Source organism: Variovorax sp. AC103 (assembly GCF_979254005.1).
This window is the reverse complement of the sequence record NZ_CEEDFC010000004.1, coordinates 150,276-166,787: the sequence shown is the minus strand read 5'-3', so window position 1 is coordinate 166,787 and position 16,512 is coordinate 150,276. Positions and strand designations below refer to the sequence as shown.

14 protein-coding genes are annotated in these 16,512 nt (G+C 67.0%); 2 read left to right on the top strand and 12 right to left on the bottom strand.

Annotation, left to right across the window (positions count from 1 at the left end):
• Positions 1 to 20: 20 nt before the first annotated feature.
• The 4 genes from ndk to AC0IYU_RS07390 form a co-directional block, all read right to left on the bottom strand.
• Positions 21 to 446 carry a nucleoside-diphosphate kinase gene (gene ndk, locus AC0IYU_RS07405; RefSeq protein ID WP_056521682.1) on the bottom strand — a complete coding sequence of 142 codons (426 nt, stop codon included), beginning with the start codon at positions 444 to 446 and terminating at the stop codon, positions 21 to 23.
• 153 nt (positions 447 to 599) lie between these two features.
• Positions 600 to 2,483 (bottom strand): pseudouridine synthase, encoded by a 1,884-nt coding sequence (locus AC0IYU_RS07400; protein WP_472114709.1) that lies wholly within the window; start codon positions 2,481 to 2,483, stop codon positions 600 to 602.
• Positions 2,480 to 3,337, bottom strand: coding sequence for an SMC-Scp complex subunit ScpB (gene scpB, locus AC0IYU_RS07395; protein WP_472114706.1), 858 nt, complete (start codon positions 3,335 to 3,337; stop codon positions 2,480 to 2,482). The genes AC0IYU_RS07400 and scpB overlap by 4 nt, the downstream gene beginning before the upstream one ends.
• A 129-nt stretch (positions 3,338 to 3,466) precedes the next feature.
• Positions 3,467 to 4,465: an RluA family pseudouridine synthase gene (locus AC0IYU_RS07390; protein WP_472114704.1), complete on the bottom strand. Its 999-nt coding sequence runs from the start codon at positions 4,463 to 4,465 to the stop codon at positions 3,467 to 3,469.
• Positions 4,466 to 4,515: 50 nt separating this feature from the next.
• Here AC0IYU_RS07390 and AC0IYU_RS07385 point away from each other — a divergent pair, with 50 nt between their 5' ends.
• Positions 4,516 to 5,322: an outer membrane protein assembly factor BamD gene (locus AC0IYU_RS07385; RefSeq protein ID WP_472114701.1), complete on the top strand. Its 807-nt coding sequence runs from the start codon at positions 4,516 to 4,518 to the stop codon at positions 5,320 to 5,322.
• Between the two features lie 30 nt (positions 5,323 to 5,352).
• Here AC0IYU_RS07385 and AC0IYU_RS07380 read toward each other — a convergent pair whose 3' ends face one another.
• Positions 5,353 to 7,449: an ATP-dependent DNA helicase gene (locus AC0IYU_RS07380; protein WP_472114698.1), complete on the bottom strand. Its 2,097-nt coding sequence runs from the start codon at positions 7,447 to 7,449 to the stop codon at positions 5,353 to 5,355.
• Complete coding sequence (locus AC0IYU_RS07375) at positions 7,446 to 7,649, bottom strand: YdcH family protein (RefSeq protein ID WP_472114696.1); 204 nt, start codon at positions 7,647 to 7,649, stop codon at positions 7,446 to 7,448. The genes AC0IYU_RS07380 and AC0IYU_RS07375 overlap by 4 nt, the downstream gene beginning before the upstream one ends.
• A 107-nt stretch (positions 7,650 to 7,756) precedes the next feature.
• Here AC0IYU_RS07375 and AC0IYU_RS07370 point away from each other — a divergent pair, with 107 nt between their 5' ends.
• Positions 7,757 to 8,527, top strand: coding sequence for a PP2C family protein-serine/threonine phosphatase (locus AC0IYU_RS07370; RefSeq protein ID WP_472114693.1), 771 nt, complete (start codon positions 7,757 to 7,759; stop codon positions 8,525 to 8,527).
• Between the two features lie 29 nt (positions 8,528 to 8,556).
• Here AC0IYU_RS07370 and AC0IYU_RS07365 read toward each other — a convergent pair whose 3' ends face one another.
• From AC0IYU_RS07365 to AC0IYU_RS07340, 6 genes are read right to left on the bottom strand one after another with little or no spacing between them, the layout of a single operon-like run.
• Entirely contained in the window at positions 8,557 to 9,219 is a 663-nt protein-coding gene (locus AC0IYU_RS07365; RefSeq protein ID WP_472114690.1) for a hypothetical protein, read from the bottom strand.
• Positions 9,216 to 10,316, bottom strand: coding sequence for a cell division protein ZapE (zapE, locus tag AC0IYU_RS07360; RefSeq protein WP_472114688.1), 1,101 nt, complete (start codon positions 10,314 to 10,316; stop codon positions 9,216 to 9,218). The genes AC0IYU_RS07365 and zapE overlap by 4 nt, the downstream gene beginning before the upstream one ends.
• Before the next feature lie 13 nt (positions 10,317 to 10,329).
• Positions 10,330 to 11,757, bottom strand: a complete 1,428-nt coding sequence (lpdA, locus tag AC0IYU_RS07355; protein ID WP_472114686.1) for a dihydrolipoyl dehydrogenase — start codon at positions 11,755 to 11,757, stop codon at positions 10,330 to 10,332.
• Positions 11,754 to 12,260 carry a hypothetical protein gene (locus AC0IYU_RS07350; RefSeq protein WP_472114683.1) on the bottom strand — a complete coding sequence of 169 codons (507 nt, stop codon included), beginning with the start codon at positions 12,258 to 12,260 and terminating at the stop codon, positions 11,754 to 11,756. Before AC0IYU_RS07350 ends, lpdA begins: the two co-directional genes overlap by 4 nt.
• 7 nt (positions 12,261 to 12,267) lie before the next feature.
• Entirely contained in the window at positions 12,268 to 13,527 is a 1,260-nt protein-coding gene (gene odhB, locus AC0IYU_RS07345; protein ID WP_435438597.1) for a 2-oxoglutarate dehydrogenase complex dihydrolipoyllysine-residue succinyltransferase, read from the bottom strand.
• Between the two features lie 54 nt (positions 13,528 to 13,581).
• The gene (locus AC0IYU_RS07340) at positions 13,582 to 16,461 is read right to left on the bottom strand and encodes a 2-oxoglutarate dehydrogenase E1 component (RefSeq protein ID WP_472114680.1); all 2,880 of its coding nucleotides are present in this window, start codon (positions 16,459 to 16,461) and stop codon (positions 13,582 to 13,584) included.
• Positions 16,462 to 16,512 lie beyond the last annotated feature (51 nt).

The following is a 16,512-nucleotide window of genomic DNA, read 5'->3' as shown; positions in this document are numbered from 1 at the left end:
ATCGGTCGAGATGCGGCTCTTCAGCGTGCGTAGACGTTGAGGCCGGCGAAGAAGAAGGCGATTTCGTTCGCTGCGGTTTCAGGCGCATCCGAACCGTGCACGGCGTTGGCGTCGATGCTGTCGGCGAAGTCGGCGCGGATGGTGCCGGCGGCTGCCTTCTTGGGGTCGGTGGCGCCCATGAGGTCGCGGTTCTTGGCGATGGCGTTGTCGCCTTCGAGCGCTTGCACGAACACCGGGCCCGAGATCATGAACTCGACCAGGTCCTTGAAGAAGGGGCGTTCCTTGTGCACGGCGTAGAACTGCTCGGCTTCGTTGCGCGACAGGTGCACCAGCTTGGCGGCGACGACCTTGAGGCCGGCTGCTTCAAAACGGGAGACGATCTTGCCGATGACGTTCTTGGCAACTGCGTCGGGCTTGATGATGGAGAGGGTACGTTCGATAGCCATTGAAATGCTTCCTGAAGCTTTGATTTTGAAGTGTTTTGTCACAACTGCAACGCTTTGGTTGCGTCACCTGTCGACAAAGCCTCTGATTTTAACCGGCGCAGCCTTCGCGGTTGGTGAAAACCCCGCGAAAGGCCGCGCTCCGTCGGCTGGCTTTCAGCGCCCGCGGCGCCGTCCGCCGGCCTGCCCTGCCGGACCGCCGTAGCCACCACCGCCGCTGCGGCGACCTGGGGCTCCACGCTGCTCCTTGCGCTGGCGCGAAAAGCTGTCGGCACCGATGTAGCCGAGTGAAGTTTTCATCGGATCGGGCTGGTTGGCACCGCTGGGTTGACGGTCGTCGCCCTGGCGATTGCCGCCACCGCCCTGGCGGTTGCCACCATTGCCGGCATTGCCGTTCCCGCGGCGTGCCTGGCCTTGCGGCGGACCGCCGTTGCCAGGGCCGCGGTTGGCACGACCGCCGCGATCCCCGCGGTCGCCGCGCGGCGCACGACCGTCGCCCAGCGGGCTCGGGATCGGGCCCTCGCGGGCGCCTTCGTCGCGGCCGTCGCGCATGTCGCGCGGCTGGCCGCCACCGGGGCCACCGCCATTGCGGTTGCCCCGGCGCTTCTTGTTGCGGCCGTTGCGGCCATTGCCGCCGCCGTCCTGGCCGGGACCCCGCGCCTGCTGCGGGTCGGGGCGCGCAGCCGCGCCGCCGGACGCCTGGAACAGCGCGCGGATGTCACGCTCGTCGAGCTCCATCCAGGCGCCGCGCTTCAGGCCGCGCGGCAGCACCATCGCGCCGTAGCGAATGCGGATCAGCCGGCTGACCGCATGGCCCACCGACTCGAACAGGCGGCGCACCTCGCGGTTACGGCCTTCGGAGATGGTCACGCGGTACCAGCAGTTGGAGCCTTCGCCGCCACCGTCTTCGATGGTGCCGAACTGCGCCATGCCGTCGTCCAGGCGTACGCCGTCGAGCAGCTTCTGCTTTTCTTCCTTGGTGAGCGCACCCAGCACGCGCACCGCGTACTCGCGCTCCAGGCCGAAGCGCGGGTGCATCAGCTGGTTGGCCAGGTCGCCCGAGCTGCTGAACAGCAGCAGGCCTTCGGTGTTCAGGTCGAGCCGGCCGACCGACTGCCACTTGCCTTGCTGCAGGCGCGGCAGCTTGCGGAACACGGTCGGGCGGTTCTGCGGATCGTCGTGCGTCACCACTTCGCCCACAGGCTTGTGGTACGCGATGACGCGCGGCGGCGGGGGCGCGATGCGGAAGCGGATGGGCTTGCCGTTGATCTTGACCTGGTCGCCGAACTGGATGCGCTGGCCGATGTGCGCCGGCTCGTTGTTGACGGAAATGCGGCCCTGGAGAATCAGTTGCTCCATTTCGAGCCGCGAACCGAGGCCTGCCTGCGCCAGCACCTTGTGCAGCTTGGGCGAGTCGGCCTCGGGGAGCAGCACGCGCTTGAGCGGCGGCACTTCCGGGCTTTCCTCGTCGGCGTCGAACTGGCCGGAAATGACGTCGGCGAAGCGGATCGGCTCGGGCGGCAGCGCATGGCGCTGCTCGCGCTCCGCGGCGCGGCGGGCACGGTCGAGATCGTCCTCTTCCTCGTCGGGCTCTTCCTCGTCGTCTTCGTCCTCGTCGCTGCCGTCATTGCGGACGACCTGCGCTGGCTGGGTCGCTTGACCGGCCTGCTGCGCAGGCGCAGGCGCCGGCTTCCCGGCCTCTTCCGGCGCTGCATCGACGGGCGCCTCGACCCGGGCGGCAACGGCCACCACCGGATCGACACCCGCGGGGGCCTCTTCGACTACCACGGCGCCCTCTACGGCCACCGCTGGCGCATCGGACGCAGCCGCCGCGCCGTCCGCCACCTTCTTCTTGCGAGGCGCGCGCGGCTTCTTCGGCGCTTCAGCGTCCACGGGCGCAGCTTCAGGCGTCGCAGCTTGCGGCGCTACCGCTTCAACCGCCTCACCTGCGGCCTTCTTGGGCGCGGTCGCACGTTTCTTCTTTTTGACTTCGGGTTCGGCAGGCAGCATGGCCGCGTCGTCGGTGTCGGGTGTGCTCATGAGGTTTTTCCGGGGGAAGGAGCGGAGGGGCCGGCCTCGTCCGCAGACGAGGCATCGGGTTCTGGGGCCAGTGGCGCGGCTTGAGCGAACGCGGGTTCCGGCTCGGCCGTGGATTCGGCTTCGGGTTCTGTTTCTGGGACGGACAAGGCTTCGGGCGCCTCGGCGGATGCGGCATCCTCGGCCACCTGCGCCTGGGCGGCTTCGACCGCCTCGGCAATTCCAGCAATGTCCGCAATTTCCGCGTTTTCCGCGACTTCGACCACTTCCGGCGCCGCATCCATCGGCAAGCCCTGCTGGTCGCCCGAGGCCCGCTCGAGCGCGTCGACCAGGGCCGCCTGCTGGGCCGGCGTTTCGATCAACGGCAACTGGTCGAGCGAGGCCAAGCCCAGGTCGTCGAGAAACTGGCGCGTGGTGGCGTACAGGCCCGGCCGGCCCACGGTTTCACGGTGGCCGATGACCTCGACCCAGCCGCGGTCCTCGAGTTGCTTGAGGATCAGCGAATTGATCGTCACGCCGCGGATGTCTTCCATGTCGCCGCGTGTGGCGGGCTGGCGGTAGGCAATGATGGCCAGCGTCTCGAGGGCGGCGCGCGTGTAGCGCGGCGGCTTCTCGGGATGCAGGCGGTCGAGATGGTCGCGCATTTCGGGCCGGCTCTGAAAGCGCCAGCCGCTGCCCACGCTCACAAGCTCCAGGCCGCGCTGCGCCCAGTCTTCCTGCAGTTCAAGCAACAGCACCTTGATGGTGTCCACGCCCAGTGCGTCGTCGAACAGCACGCGCATGTCGCGCACCGGCAACGGCTGGCTCGAACAGATCAAGGCGGTTTCGAGAATGCGCTTGGCATCCGCCGTATTCATGGTTCGCGTTATCCGGGAAAAGGCGCCTCGGGGACGCTTGTTCAGAAGGATGAAAGGAGTTGGCGCTGCAGGCACACGGCAAATGCAGCGCAAGGCCGGCCTCGGGTGGCCGGCGAGGCCCTCGGGCCGTCAGGCGCGATTGTAATCCAGGCCCCAGGACTGCAAAGCCTGCGCCAGGTCCGGCGGCGGCGCCGACCGGAACTCGAGCGGCGCGTGAGTGACGGGGTGCACGAAGGCCAGCCTGAACGCATGCAGTGCCTGGCGGGTCAGTCCGGCGCCTGGCGCACCGCCGTAGAGCGCGTCGCCGACCAAAGGATGGCCGATCGACGCCATGTGCACACGGATCTGGTGGGTGCGGCCAGTTTCAAGGGTGCAGCGCACAGCGCAGGCTTCGGTGTTGCTATCGAGCCGCTCGATCAGCGTGCGCGCCGTCTTGCCCGAGTTCCGCTCGAGATCGACCACGGCCATGCGCAGCCGGTTGCGCGGATCGCGGCCGATGGGCGCGTCGACCTGCCGGGCCGCGGCGCCCGCCCACGGCTTGTGCCCGATCGCCAGGTACTGTCGCTTGACGTCGCGTGCGGCGATCAGCGCCACCATCGCGTCCATGGCGGCACGGGTACGCGCCACCACCATCAGTCCGCTGGTGTCGCGGTCGAGCCGGTGCACGATGCCGGCGCGCGGCAGGAGCACGGCCTTGGGGTCGAGCGCCAGCAACCCGTTGAGCAGCGTGCCGCTCCAATGGCCGGGCGCCGGGTGCACGACGAGGCCGGCGGGCTTGTCGATGATGCGCAGGTGCTCGTCCTCGTGCACGGTGACGATGTCCATCGCCTCGGGCCTGAACGCCTGGCTCTGGGGCGTCGGGCGCAGCTCGATGCGGCCGGCCTGCCCCGCTTTCACCGCCGCCGAGACTTTCCTGAGCGTGAGCCCCTGCACTTCCACAGCGCCGCCTTCGATCAGCTGCTGCAGGTAACTTCGGGAAAATTCAGGCACCAGCGCGGCGAGCGCGCGGTCGAGCCGCTGGCCGTGCTGGGCGGCGTCGATGACAAAAGGCCGCAGCTCGCTGGGCTCGATGGGGTCGGCGCCCTCGTCGAGTTCGGCCGCCTCCGCTGACTCGGGGGTATTGCTCAAAGGGTCGGCCGATATAATTGAGGGTAACTGTTTCACGAAAGCCGTATGTGATGTTTCGCGCCAAATTATCGGTCCCCACCTGGATCGCGCTCAGCGCGGCGGCTCTGCTGGCAGCTGGCTGCTCGTCGACCTCCGTCGACAAGACCGCCAACTGGAGCCCCAACCGCATCTATTCCGAAGCCAAGGAGGAAGCCGGCTCGGGTGCCTACGACAAGGCCGTGCCGCTCTACGAGAAGCTGGAAGGCCGCGCCGCCGGCACGCCGCTCGCGCAACAGGCCCAGCTCGAAAAGGCCTACGCCCAGTACAAGTCGGGTGAAAAGGCTGCCGCCATTTCGACCATCGACCGCTTCATGAAGTTGCACCCGGCGAGCCCGGCGCTCGACTACGCGCTGTACCTCAAGGGCGTGATCAACTTCAACGACGACCTGGGCATGTTCGCATTCCTGACGCGCCAGGATCTGTCCGAGCGCGACCAGAAGGCCGCCAAGGAATCGTTCGAGTCCTTCAAGGACCTCGCCACGCGCTTCCCCGATTCGCGCTATGCGCCCGACGCGCGCCAGCGCATGAACTACATCGTGAACTCGCTCGCGCAGTACGAGGTTCACGTGGCACGCTACTACTACTCGCGCGGCGCCTACCTGGCGGCCATCAACCGCGCGCAGATCGCGCTGGCCGACTACCGCGAAGTTCCGGCGCTCGAAGAAGCCCTGTTCATCATGGTCAAGTCGTACGACGCCCTCGGCATGAAGGACCTGCGCGACGACGCACAGCGCGTGCTGACCACCAACTACCCGCAAAGCACCTACCTTGCGAACGGGTTCAAGGGCAAGGACGACCCTTGGTGGAAGGTCTGGTAACAGCAAAGCGCGTACTGCGGCGCGCTCAGCTCACTTCTTGAGCGCGTCGATCGCGGCGTTGAAATCTGATTCGTTGTCCAGCCGCCGCATTGGCGGCAGCGCCGCCAGCAACCGGCGGCCGTAGCCCATTGCGACCAGGCGCGTGTCGCATATCGCCAGCACGCCGCTGTCGCTTTCACGCCGAATCAACCGCCCTGCCCCCTGCTTGAGCGCAACCGCCGCTTCGGGCAACGAATAGTCGGCGAACGAACTGCGGCCCTGCGCCTCGAGACGCTGCGACCGCGCCTCGACCAGCGGATCGTTCGGCGGCGGGAACGGCAGCTTGTCAATCACCACCAGCTGCAGCGCATCGCCCGGCGCATCGAAACCCTCCCAGAAAGAAGCCGACGCCACCAGCACGCAGCCTGCGCGCCCGGCACTCGCGCCTTCGCGGAAGCGATCCATCAGCACACGCTTGGGCAACTCGCCCTGCACCAGCACCTCGGGCCGCAGTGCGGCATCGAGCAGCTCGAACTGCTGCTTCATGGCGTCGCCGATGGTGCGCAAGGCGCGCAGCGTGGTGGTCAGCACCAGCGTGCGCCCGCCGAGTTCGGCGGCGCCGTGCGCGGCCAGTTGCGCGACCCGCTGGCTGTGCGAGGGGTCGTTGGGTTTCGGAAAGGCGCGTGGCACGTAGAGCGCAGCCTGCGAGGCGTAGTCGAAGGGGCTGTGCACGCGCAGCACCTGCGCGTCCTGCAGGCCGCAGGGCTCGGTGAACCAGCGCAAGGTGGGCTCGTCGCCCAATGTGGCGGAGGTGAAGACCCACGCGCGGCCGCCGTTTGCCTGGCCTGCCCCGCTTCCCTGCCCCGGTGTCTCGCCCGCCTCACGTTCACCGTAGGCATCGAGACCGTCGTCATCGTCACCCTCCGCATCGGCGTGGTCGTCGACGATCTTGAGCACCCGCTTGCGCATCGCCTCCGCGATGTCGAGCGGCGACTCGATCAGCCGCAACTGCGAGCCCACGTCGACCCAGCGCACCGAGTCGACTTCGCAAGGCAACGCAAAGCGCGCGGCTCGTTTGGCGAGCTGGCGGGTCCGCTCGTGCAGCCGCACGAAGTCGGGCGAAATCTCGCTGACGGTGGCGAGCCCTTCGGCCGCCGTTTCGAACGAATGCTGCAGGTCGTCGAGTGCGCGCTGCCATGCATCAGGATCAACCCCTTCCGGCGACGCTCCCAGCCAGCGCAGCTTGGCCCCGGGCCATTGCTTGCCGACCACCAGGCGCAACTCGCGCGCGGCGCGTTCGACGCCGGCGGCCAGCTGCTGCCAGTCGACCAGCCCGCGCGCGTGCTGCAGCCCCGCGCCGAGCATGTCGCGCGCGAAGTCGAGCGCCTGGCCGCTGCCGAGCTGCGCGCCGAGGAACTGCACGCCGGTTTCGTTGAGCTGGTGCGCCTCGTCGAACACCACCACGCTCACGGTCGGCAGCAGCTCCGCCATGCCTGTCTCGCGCACGGCGAGATCTGCAAAGAACAGGTGGTGGTTGATGACCACGATGTCCGCCGCCAGCGCCTCGCGCCGTGCCAGGTTGACGTGGCAGGGCTTGAACTGCGGGCACTGCGCGCCCAGGCAGTTCTCGCGCGTTGACGTGATCAGCGGAATGAGCGGCGAGCGCTCGTCCAGGCCCGGCAGCTCGGCCAGGTCGCCCGTGCGCGTGGCCTTGGACCATTGCTCGATCTTGGCCAGCGTGCGCAGGCTGCCGCGCTCCGGCAGCGATGCGTCGTGGCGCGCCATGTCCAGCCGGTGCAGGCACAAATAGCTGCCCCGCCCCTTGAGCAGCGCCGTGCGCACCGGCAGCCCGAAGGCCTCGACAAGGCGCGGCAGGTCCCGGCCGAACAGCTGGTCCTGCAGGGTCTTGGTGGCGGTGGAGAGCAGCACCCGCTCGCCGCTCAGCAAGGCCGGCACGAGGTACGAGAAGGTCTTGCCCACCCCCGTGCCCGCCTCGACCACCAGCACGCCGCCCTCTTCGATGGTGCGGGCCACGGCGATGGCCATCTCGGTCTGGCCCGAGCGTTCGCGGAACTGCTCGGCGGCACGCGACAGCACGCCGTCCTGCGCGAAGGCGTCGCGCACCTTGTCCTCGAGCGCGCCGGTCATGCGGGCTCTTTCGGGTCGAGCACGTTCTCCAGGCGCGTGATCTGGTCACGCAGCGCAAGCCGGCGTTTTTTCAGGCGCCGCAGCAACAGCTCGTCTTGCGGCGAGCTCTCGGACAACCGGTCGATGGAGGCGTCGAGATCGGCATGCTCGATGCGCAGCTCGATCAGTTGACGGGAAAGGGAGTGAAGATTGGAGTCCAACGGTGGGGCGCGCACACTGAATTTTCGTGGCGCATGTTCATTCGATAATACGTCCTGACACGAACCCCAGCGACGACAGAAACACGCGCTTCAGGCGCATATGCCTCATGACTCAAGGCTTTCGACTTGCCGCGGCCACCGGACTCCACAAGGGAGACCGGCCGTACCAACAAGACCAGGTGCTGGTGATGAGTCATCCGCGCGTGCCGGGCTGCGTGCTCGGCGTGGTGGCAGACGGCATGGGCGGGCGCAGCGGTGGCCGCAAGGCGTCCGACCAGGTGCTGATGACGGCACGCCAGCTTTTCACGCGCTACCAGCCCGGCCGCGACGACCCGCAGGCCGTGCTCAAGCAGATCCTGGAAGACTCGCACACCGTCATCAAGCTCACGGCCGTGTCCAGCGAACAGGAGCCGCACAGCACGCTGGCGGCCTTCCTCATGAACCCCAAGGGTGACTGCGCCTGGATCCATGCCGGCGATTCGCGCATCTACCACTTCCAGGACGGCGAGCTCATCCGGCGCACGCGCGACCATTCCTACGTGCAAGTGCTGATCGACCGTGGCCAGATCACCGAAGCCGAGGCCAACATCCATCCGCAGGGCAACATCCTGCTCGGGTGCCTGGGCATGACGACCACACCGCCGCCCGTCGATCCGTACTACCTCCCGAAACTGGCGCCCGGCGACCTGCTGATGGCGTGCAGCGACGGCCTCTGGCACTACTTCAGCCCCGAAGAGCTGGCGAGCGTGCTGTACGCGCATCCGCCGCGCGACGCGGTCGAGATCCTGGTGGGCGAGGCGCGGCGCCGGGCTCGCGGCACCGGCGACAACCTCTCGATCGCGGTGCTGAAACTCGAACCGCTTCCGGCAGCCGCCTGAGCGGCTGGCCGCTCGCCCGCCCCTGGAACTCAGGGTGCCGACGATGAAGCCGCGGGCGTCGGCAGCGGCGCACCGCGTGGCTTGCTACGGTCGGCGTTCTGGCGCTCGCGGCTGGCCCGATGCTCCTCGGCGCGTTTTTGCTTGTCCTGGTAGCGCTGCACGGCGGCTGGCGAATCGCTGCGGCGCTGGGCCGCCTTGGCCTGCTCGTCGGCATGGGCCTTCAGCTTGGACTCGAGCTGGCGTTCACGCTCCGCGCCCTCTGCCGCCGTCGCGGCCCGGCTGGTGGCGTGGTCGGCCGCGCGCTGCTCGCGGTCCTTCTGGTTCTGGGTCGACTGCTGCTGCTTCTCGGGCGTGTCCTGCGCGCGCTGCTGGCCGGCCTTCTGGTCGAGCTTCTGCAGTTCGGCCGCGCCGCTGCGCTGGCGCTGGATGTCGTTGATCGCGGTTTCCTGGCGCTTGATGTTGTCGGTTTCCTTGCGGCGCCGCTCACGGCTCTCGCGCAGGCAGTCTTCCACCGCGAACTTCTTGTAGCAGACCGCCCGCTCCTGCACGAAACGCCTCTCGATGGCCTCGCGCTCCGTCGACAGCCTGCTCTTCTCGGCCTCGAGGTCGGCGTTGCCCGCCGCGGCGTTGGACTGCGCCCACAGCGGCAGGCTGGCCAATGTCATGAGCAGGGCAAGGACGATTTTTTTCATGTGAGTCGGGTGTCGACGATGCGGCGTTCCAGGGCAAGAAACTCGCTCGACTGCATTTCAGTGAGCCGGGAGACCGTGCGCGGAAACTCGTGCGCGAGCGGCCCCTCGGTGTACAACGCCTCGGGCGGAACCTCTGCCGACATGATGAGCTTGCAACGCCGGTCGTACAAGACGTCGATCAGCCAGGTGAAGCGGCGTGCCTCGGAGGCCATGCGCACCGGCATGTGCGGCACGTCGGACAGCATCACCGTGTGGAACTGGCTGGCGATCTCCAGATAGTCGTTCTGCGAGCGCGGGCCACCGCACAGCGTCTTGAAATCGAACCACACCACGCCGCCCGCCTTGCGCCGCGCGCGGATCTCGCGCTGCTCGATGTGCAGGATCGGGCTCTCGTCGGCTGTCTCGGCCAGCTTGTCGAAGGCCTTGCGCATTTCCTTGTCGGCCGACGCATCGTTCGGCGTGAGGTACATACGCATCTGCTCGAGCGTGCGGCGCCGGTAGTCGGTGCCGTTGTCCACGCTCAGCACCTCGAGCTTCTCGTTCAGAAGCGCAATGGCGGGCAGGATGCGGTCGCGGTGCAACCCATCCGGATACAGGTCGTCGGGCTTGAAGTTCGAGGTGGTGACGAAACCCACGCCGTTCTCGAACAACGACACCAGCAGCCGATGAAGAATCATCGCGTCGGTGATGTCCGCCACATGGAACTCGTCGAAGCAGATCAGCTTGTAGCGCTTGGAAATGCGCAGGCCCAGTTCGTCCAGCGGATTGACCGTACCCTGCAGTTCGCGCAGTTCACGGTGCACTTCGCGCATGAACTCGTGAAAGTGCAGGCGCGTCTTGCGCCGCAGCGGCACGGCATTGAAGAAGAGGTCCATCAGGAAGCTCTTGCCCCGCCCGACGCCGCCGTACATGTAGACGCCGCGCGGAAGCTCCGGCCGGTTGATGAACTTCTTCAGCGCGTTCGAACGCTGGGCCTTGTACTCGGCCCATTCGTTGGCGCAGCGATCCAGCGCCTCCACGGCGCGCATCTGCGCGGGATCGCTCTGGAACCCGCGCGTGGCGAGCTCCGCCTCATAGGCCTGTTTGACGCTGGTCAAGAGAAACGGCAGATCAGAAGTTCAGCGTGCGCTTGTCCACGGCGAGTGCCGCTTCCTTCGTGGCTTCCGACAGCGACGGGTGCGCGTGGCAGATGCGTGCGATGTCTTCGGCGCTGGCCTTGAACTCCATGGCCACCACGGCTTCGGAGATCAGCTCGCTGACCTGCGGGCCCACCATGTGCACGCCCAGGATCTCGTCGGTCGTGGCGTCGGCCAGGAACTTCACCATGCCGGTCGTGTCGCCCAGCGCGCGTGCGCGACCGTTCGCCAGGAACGGGAAGGTGCCGGCCTTGTAGGCGCGGCCTTCGGCCTTGAGCTGCTGCTCGGTCTGGCCGACCCATGCGATTTCCGGGTGCGTGTAGATGACCCAGGGCACGGTGTTGAAGTTGACGTGCCCGTGCTGGCCGGCAATGCGCTCGGCCACGGCAACGCCCTCTTCCTCGGCCTTGTGCGCCAGCATCGGGCCGCGCACCACGTCGCCGATCGCCCAGACGTTCGGCAGGTTGGTCTTGCAGTCGCCGTCGACGTTGATGGCACCGCGCTCGTCGAGCGCGAGGCCCACGGCCTCGGGGTTCAAACCGATGGTGTTGGGCACGCGGCCGATCGACACGATCAGCTTGTCGACGTCCAGCACCTGGGCTTCGCCCTTGGCGTTGGTCCAGGCGATGGACACGCCCTTCTTGCCGGACTTGATCTCGCCGACCTTCACGCCGAGCTCGATCTTCAGGCCCTGCTTGTCGAAGGCCTTCTTGGCTTCCTTGGCGATCTGTTCGTCCACCGCGCCCAGGAAGGTCGGCAGCGCTTCGAGCACCGTGACTTCCGAGCCGAGCCGGCGCCACACCGAACCCATTTCGAGGCCGATGACGCCGGAGCCGATCAGCGCCAGCTTCTTGGGCACGCCGCCCATGCGCAGCGCGCCGTCGTTGGAGAGGATGTTTTCCTCGTCGAATGCAGCACCGGGCAGCGCGCGGGCATTGGAGCCCGTGGCCACGATGATGTGCTTGCCGACGATGGTTTCTTCAGCGGCGCCAGCCACCTTGATCTCGTAGCCGCCTTCGGCGGCCTTCACGAACGAGCCGCGGCCGTGGAAGGACGCGATCTTGTTCTTCTTGAACAGGTAGGTGATGCCGTCGTTGTTCTGCTTCACGACCTGGTCCTTGCGGGCCAGCATCTTGCCGATGTCGAGCGACAGGCCCGACACGTTGATGCCATGGTCCGCAAAGCCGTGGCCGGCGTGCTCGAAGTGCTCGGACGATTGCAGCAGCGCCTTCGAAGGGATGCACCCGACGTTGGTGCAGGTGCCGCCGAGCGCGGGGCCGCCCTTGGCGTTCTTCCACTCGTCGATGCAGGCCACGTTGAAGCCGAGTTGAGCGGCGCGGATGGCGGCGATGTAGCCGCCGGGGCCGCCGCCGATGACGATGACGTCGAATTGCTTGGTCATTCTTTTTCCAGTTTCTTGAGTTGGAACGCGCCCGCATGGAGGACGATGCCAAACACACCGGTTTGGGCAGTCAGCGTTTCGCGTTTCGGTCCTTCGGGGCCGAAGGTGATGGTGGTGCCGGGCGCGGTCTTGCAGACGAAGATGTGGCTCGCATCGAGGCACTCGATGCGACCGTCGCCATGCAGGTCCGCCCAGCCCCAGCCTTCGTATTCACGCGCCAGGAAGCGGCGCAACGTGGTGCTCTCGCGGGCGTTCGCAGGGTCCGCCAGGGTCCAGCGGACGAGATCCGACTGGTACTTCTTGACGAGCGAGGCGGGGTCGGCGTCGGGTGCGCGCTGGATGGTCACGTCGGACCCCTGCGCGCCCTCCTTGGCCGCCTGAGTGCCCTCGAGCCACTCGAGGCGGTAGGCGCCGGTCCAAGGGTCCTGCTGCGGCGCTGCGGCCGCGGCCCCGAGGGGGCCGAAGCTCAGCGCGCACATCAAGCCCAGGGCGGAACGACGCATCGCACGCTCAGATGTCGAACAGCAGGCGCGACGGGTCTTCCAGCGCTTCCTTCATGGCGACCAGGCCCAGCACGGCTTCGCGGCCGTCGATGATGCGGTGGTCGTAGCTCATGGCCAGGTAGTTCATCGGACGGATCACGATCTGGCCGTTTTCCACCACGGCACGGTCCTTGGTGGCGTGCACGCCCAGGATGGCCGACTGGGGCGGGTTGATGATCGGGGTCGAGAGCATCGAGCCGAAGGTGCCGCCGTTCGAGATGGAGAACGTGCCGCCGGTCATGTCTTCGATGCCCAGCTTGCCGTCTTGCGCCTTCTTGCCGAACTCGGCGATCTTCTTCTCGATGTCGGCAAAGCTCATCTGGTCGGCGTTGCGCAGGATGGGCACCACCAGGCCGCGCGGCGAACCGACGGCGATGCCGATGTCGAAGTAGCCGTGGTACAGGATGTCGTTGCCGTCGACCGAGGCGTTGATCACCGGGTACTTCTTCAGCGCGTGCACCGCGGCCTTCACGAAGAAGGACATGAAGCCCAGCTTCACGCCGTGTTCCTTGGTGAAGCTGTCCTGGAAGCGCTTGCGCAGGTCCATGACGGGCGCCATGTTCACTTCGTTGAACGTGGTGAGGATGGCGTTGGTCGACTGCGATTGCAGCAGGCGCTCGGCGATGCGGGCGCGCAGGCGGCTCATCGGCACGCGCTGTTCCGGGCGCTCGCCCAGGTCGGGCGCGCCGGTGGGTGCGCTCACCTGTTGCAGGGCGGGCTTGGCGGCCGGCGCGGGGATGGCGGCGGCAGCGGGCTTGGCACCCGAAGCGACCGCGCCGAGCACGTCGCCCTTGGTGACGCGGCCGTCCTTGCCGGTACCGGACACGTCACCGGTCTTCAGGTTGTTGTCGGCCAGCAGCTTGGCGGCGGCGGGCATGGCCACGTCGGCCTTCGAACCGCCGGTGGCGACAGCAGCGGCTGCGGCCGGTGCCGGTGCTGCGGCGGCCGGCGCGGCAGCGGCTGCCGGTGCGGCGGCCGATGCCTTGCCTTCGGTGTCGATGCGGGCAATCACCTGCTCGGCCACCACGGTGGCGCCATCGGGCTGCACGATTTCAGCGAGCACGCCGGCCGAGGGCGCGGGCACTTCCAGCACGACCTTGTCGGTCTCGATCTCGATCAGGATTTCATCGACGGCGATGGCATCGCCGGCCTTCTTCTTCCAGGTGAGCATGGTGGCTTCGGCCACGGATTCGGAAAGCTGGGGAACTTTGACTTCTACGATAGACATTTGGAGAGAGCTCCGTTTTGTTCTTGAGGGTGTTCGTGTGAAAGGGAACGGGTTTTACTTGGTCAGCACGAAGCCCTTGAGCTTGCCGAACGCGCCATCCACGAGCGCCTTCTGCTGTTCCTGGTGCAGGTGCGAGTAGCCCACCGCCGGCGATGCCGAGGCGGCACGGCCGGAGTAGCCGAGCTTCTGGCCGTCCTGCATGTTTTCGTGGATGTAGTGCTGCACGAAGAACCAGGCGCCCTGGTTCTGCGGCTCGTCCTGGCACCACACCACGTCCACGAGGTTGGGGTACTTCTTGATTTCCGCGGCAAACGCCTTGTGCGGGAACGGATAGAGCTGCTCGACGCGGATGATCGCCACGTCGTCGGTGCCCTGCTCCTCGCGCTTCTTGGCCAGGTCGTAGTAGACCTTGCCCGAGCAGGCGACCAGGCGCTTGACCTTCTCGGCCTTCAGGCCCTTGCTGTCCGGAATGACGGTCTGGAAGCTGCCCTTGGTGAACTCGGCCAGCGGCGAGGTCGCGTCCTTGTTGCGCAGCAGCGACTTGGGCGTGAGGATGACCAAAGGCTTCCTCAGGTTGCGCACCATCTGGCGACGCAGCACGTGGAAGATCTGGCTGGCGGTGGTGGGCTGCACCACTTGCATGTTGGTGTCCGCGCTCAGCTGCATGAAGCGCTCCAGGCGCGCCGAGCTGTGCTCGGGGCCCTGGCCTTCGTAGCCGTGCGGCAGCATCATGGTCAGGCCGTTGACGCGGCCCCACTTCACTTCGCCCGAGGCGATGAACTGGTCGATCACCACCTGCGCGCCGTTCACGAAGTCGCCGAACTGGGCTTCCCAGATCACGAGGGTGTTCGGGTCGTTCGAGGCGTAGCCGTATTCGAACGCGAGCACGGCTTCTTCCGACAGGATCGAGTCGATCACGACGAACGGGGCCTGGTTGTCGGCCACGTTCTGCAGCGGCGTGTAGGTGCCGGTGTCGAACTTCTCGCGGTTCTGGTCGTGCAGCACGGCGTGGCGGTGCGTGAACGTGCCGCGGCCCGAGTCTTCGCCCGACAGGCGAACCGGGTAGCCGCTGGCCACCAGCGAGGCGAAGGCCATGTGCTCGCCCATGCCCCAGTCGACGTTGACGTCGCCGCGGCCCATGGCGGCGCGGTCGTCCAGCACCTTCTTCACGAGCGGATGCACCGTGAAGCCTTGCGGCACGGTGGTGATCTTCTCGGCCAGGCGCTTCCACTCGGAGGACGGAATGGCGGTGTCGCCGGCGTCGGTCCACTTCTTGTTGAGGTACGGGCTCCAGTCGACGGCGTACTTGCTCTTGAAGTTGGTGAGCACGGGGTCGACCGTGTTCTTGCCTTCGTCGAAGGCGGCGCGCTGCGCCTTGACCATGTCGTCGCCGAGCGTGTCGCCCAGGCCCTGTGCAGCCAGCTTGTCGGCGTACAGCTTGCGCGTGCCGGGGTGCTGGGCAATCTTCTTGTACATGAGCGGCTGGGTCAGCGAAGGCGTGTCCTGCTCGTTGTGGCCCAGCTTGCGGAAGCAGATGATGTCCACGACCACGTCCTTCTGGAACTCCATGCGGAAATCCAGGGCGAGCTGCGTGGCAAGCACCACGGCTTCGGGGTCGTCGCCGTTCACGTGCAGCACCGGTGCGTCGACCATCTTGACGATGTCGGTGCAATACAGCGTCGAGCGGCTGTCGCGCGGGTCGCTGGTGGTGAAGCCGATCTGGTTGTTGATGACGATGTGCACCGTGCCGCCGGTGGAGTAGCCACGGGTCTCGGCCAGCGCCAGCGTTTCCATCACGACGCCCTGGCCTGCGAAGGCCGCGTCGCCGTGCACGATCACGGGCAGCACCTGCTTGCCCAGCGGGTCGCCGCGGCGGTCCATGCGGGCACGCACCGAGCCTTCGACCACGGGGTTGACGATCTCAAGGTGCGAGGGGTTGAACGCGAGGCTCAGGTGCACCGGGCCGCCGGGGGTCGTCACGTCCGAGCTGAAGCCCTGGTGGTACTTGACGTCGCCGCTGGGCAGTTCTTCGGGGGCGGTGTGGTCGAACTCCGCGAACAGGTCGGCCGGCATCTTGCCGAGCGAGTTGACCAGCACGTTCAGCCGGCCGCGGTGGGCCATGCCGATCACGATTTCCTGCACGCCCTTGACGCCGGCCTGGTTGATCAGCTCGTCCATCGAGACGATGAAGCTTTCGCCGCCTTCGAGCGAGAAGCGCTTCTGGCCGACGTACTTGGTGTGCAGGAAGCGCTCGAGGCCTTCGGCCGCGGTCAGGCGGCTGAGCACGTGCTTCTTCTGCTCGGCGCTGAGCTTCGGGTTCGTGCGGGCGCTTTCGAGGCGCTGTTGCCACCAGCGCTTGTGCGTGTGGTCGGTGGTGTACATGTACTCGGCACCCATCGTGCCGCAGTACGTTTCGCGCAATGCGTTCAGCAAGTCGCGCAGGGACATGGTGTCCTTGCCGAAGAAGGTGTTGCTCGTGTTGAACACCGTCTCGAGGTCGGCGTCGGTGAAGCCGTAGAACGAGGGTTCGAGTTCCGGAATGGACGGACGCTCGGCGCGCTTGAGCGGGTCGAGGTCGGCCCAGCGGGCGCCGACGTTGCGGTAGGCGGCAATCAGCTGCTGGACGGCGGTGCGCTTGCGGCCGAGCTCGGAGTCGGCGCCGCTGGCCACCACGACCTTGGTCGTGCCCTGCTTCGCGCGCTCGGCGAAGGCATTGATGACCGGCAGGTGCGGAACGTCGCGGGAGTTGCTGCCATCGGCGGCGGGAACGTGCTGCAGGGCGTCGAAATAGGAACGCCAGTTGTCGGGCACGCTGCCGGGGTTGGCGAGGTAGTTTTCGTACATCTCTTCGACATAGGGCGCATTGCCGCCGAAGAGGTAGGTGTTGCCTTGATAGGCGCTGTACGCCGAGGGCGTAGAGGAGGAATCGCTCATGATCCGCTGACCTTCGCTTCCCTGAAGGAAGCACTAGCTGGTTAAGAAACC

Excerpts from the sequence above, each read along its gene's own strand:
- odhB (WP_435438597.1), bottom strand. The coding sequence starts at position 13,527 with ATGTCTATCGTAGAAGTCAAAGTTCCCCAGCTTTCCGAATCCGTGGCC.
- AC0IYU_RS07380 (WP_472114698.1), bottom strand. The coding sequence starts at position 7,449 with ATGACCGGCGCGCTCGAGGACAAGGTGCGCGACGCCTTCGCGCAGGAC.
- AC0IYU_RS07400 (WP_472114709.1), bottom strand. The coding sequence starts at position 2,483 with ATGAGCACACCCGACACCGACGACGCGGCCATGCTGCCTGCCGAACCC.
- AC0IYU_RS07350 (WP_472114683.1), bottom strand. The coding sequence starts at position 12,260 with ATGCGTCGTTCCGCCCTGGGCTTGATGTGCGCGCTGAGCTTCGGCCCC.
- scpB (WP_472114706.1), bottom strand. The coding sequence starts at position 3,337 with ATGAATACGGCGGATGCCAAGCGCATTCTCGAAACCGCCTTGATCTGT.
- AC0IYU_RS07385 (WP_472114701.1), top strand. The coding sequence starts at position 4,516 with ATGTTTCGCGCCAAATTATCGGTCCCCACCTGGATCGCGCTCAGCGCG.
- AC0IYU_RS07365 (WP_472114690.1), bottom strand. The coding sequence starts at position 9,219 with ATGAAAAAAATCGTCCTTGCCCTGCTCATGACATTGGCCAGCCTGCCG.
- AC0IYU_RS07370 (WP_472114693.1), top strand. The coding sequence starts at position 7,757 with ATGACTCAAGGCTTTCGACTTGCCGCGGCCACCGGACTCCACAAGGGA.
- AC0IYU_RS07340 (WP_472114680.1), bottom strand. The coding sequence starts at position 16,461 with ATGAGCGATTCCTCCTCTACGCCCTCGGCGTACAGCGCCTATCAAGGC.
- lpdA (WP_472114686.1), bottom strand. The coding sequence starts at position 11,757 with ATGACCAAGCAATTCGACGTCATCGTCATCGGCGGCGGCCCCGGCGGC.
- ndk (WP_056521682.1), bottom strand. The coding sequence starts at position 446 with ATGGCTATCGAACGTACCCTCTCCATCATCAAGCCCGACGCAGTTGCC.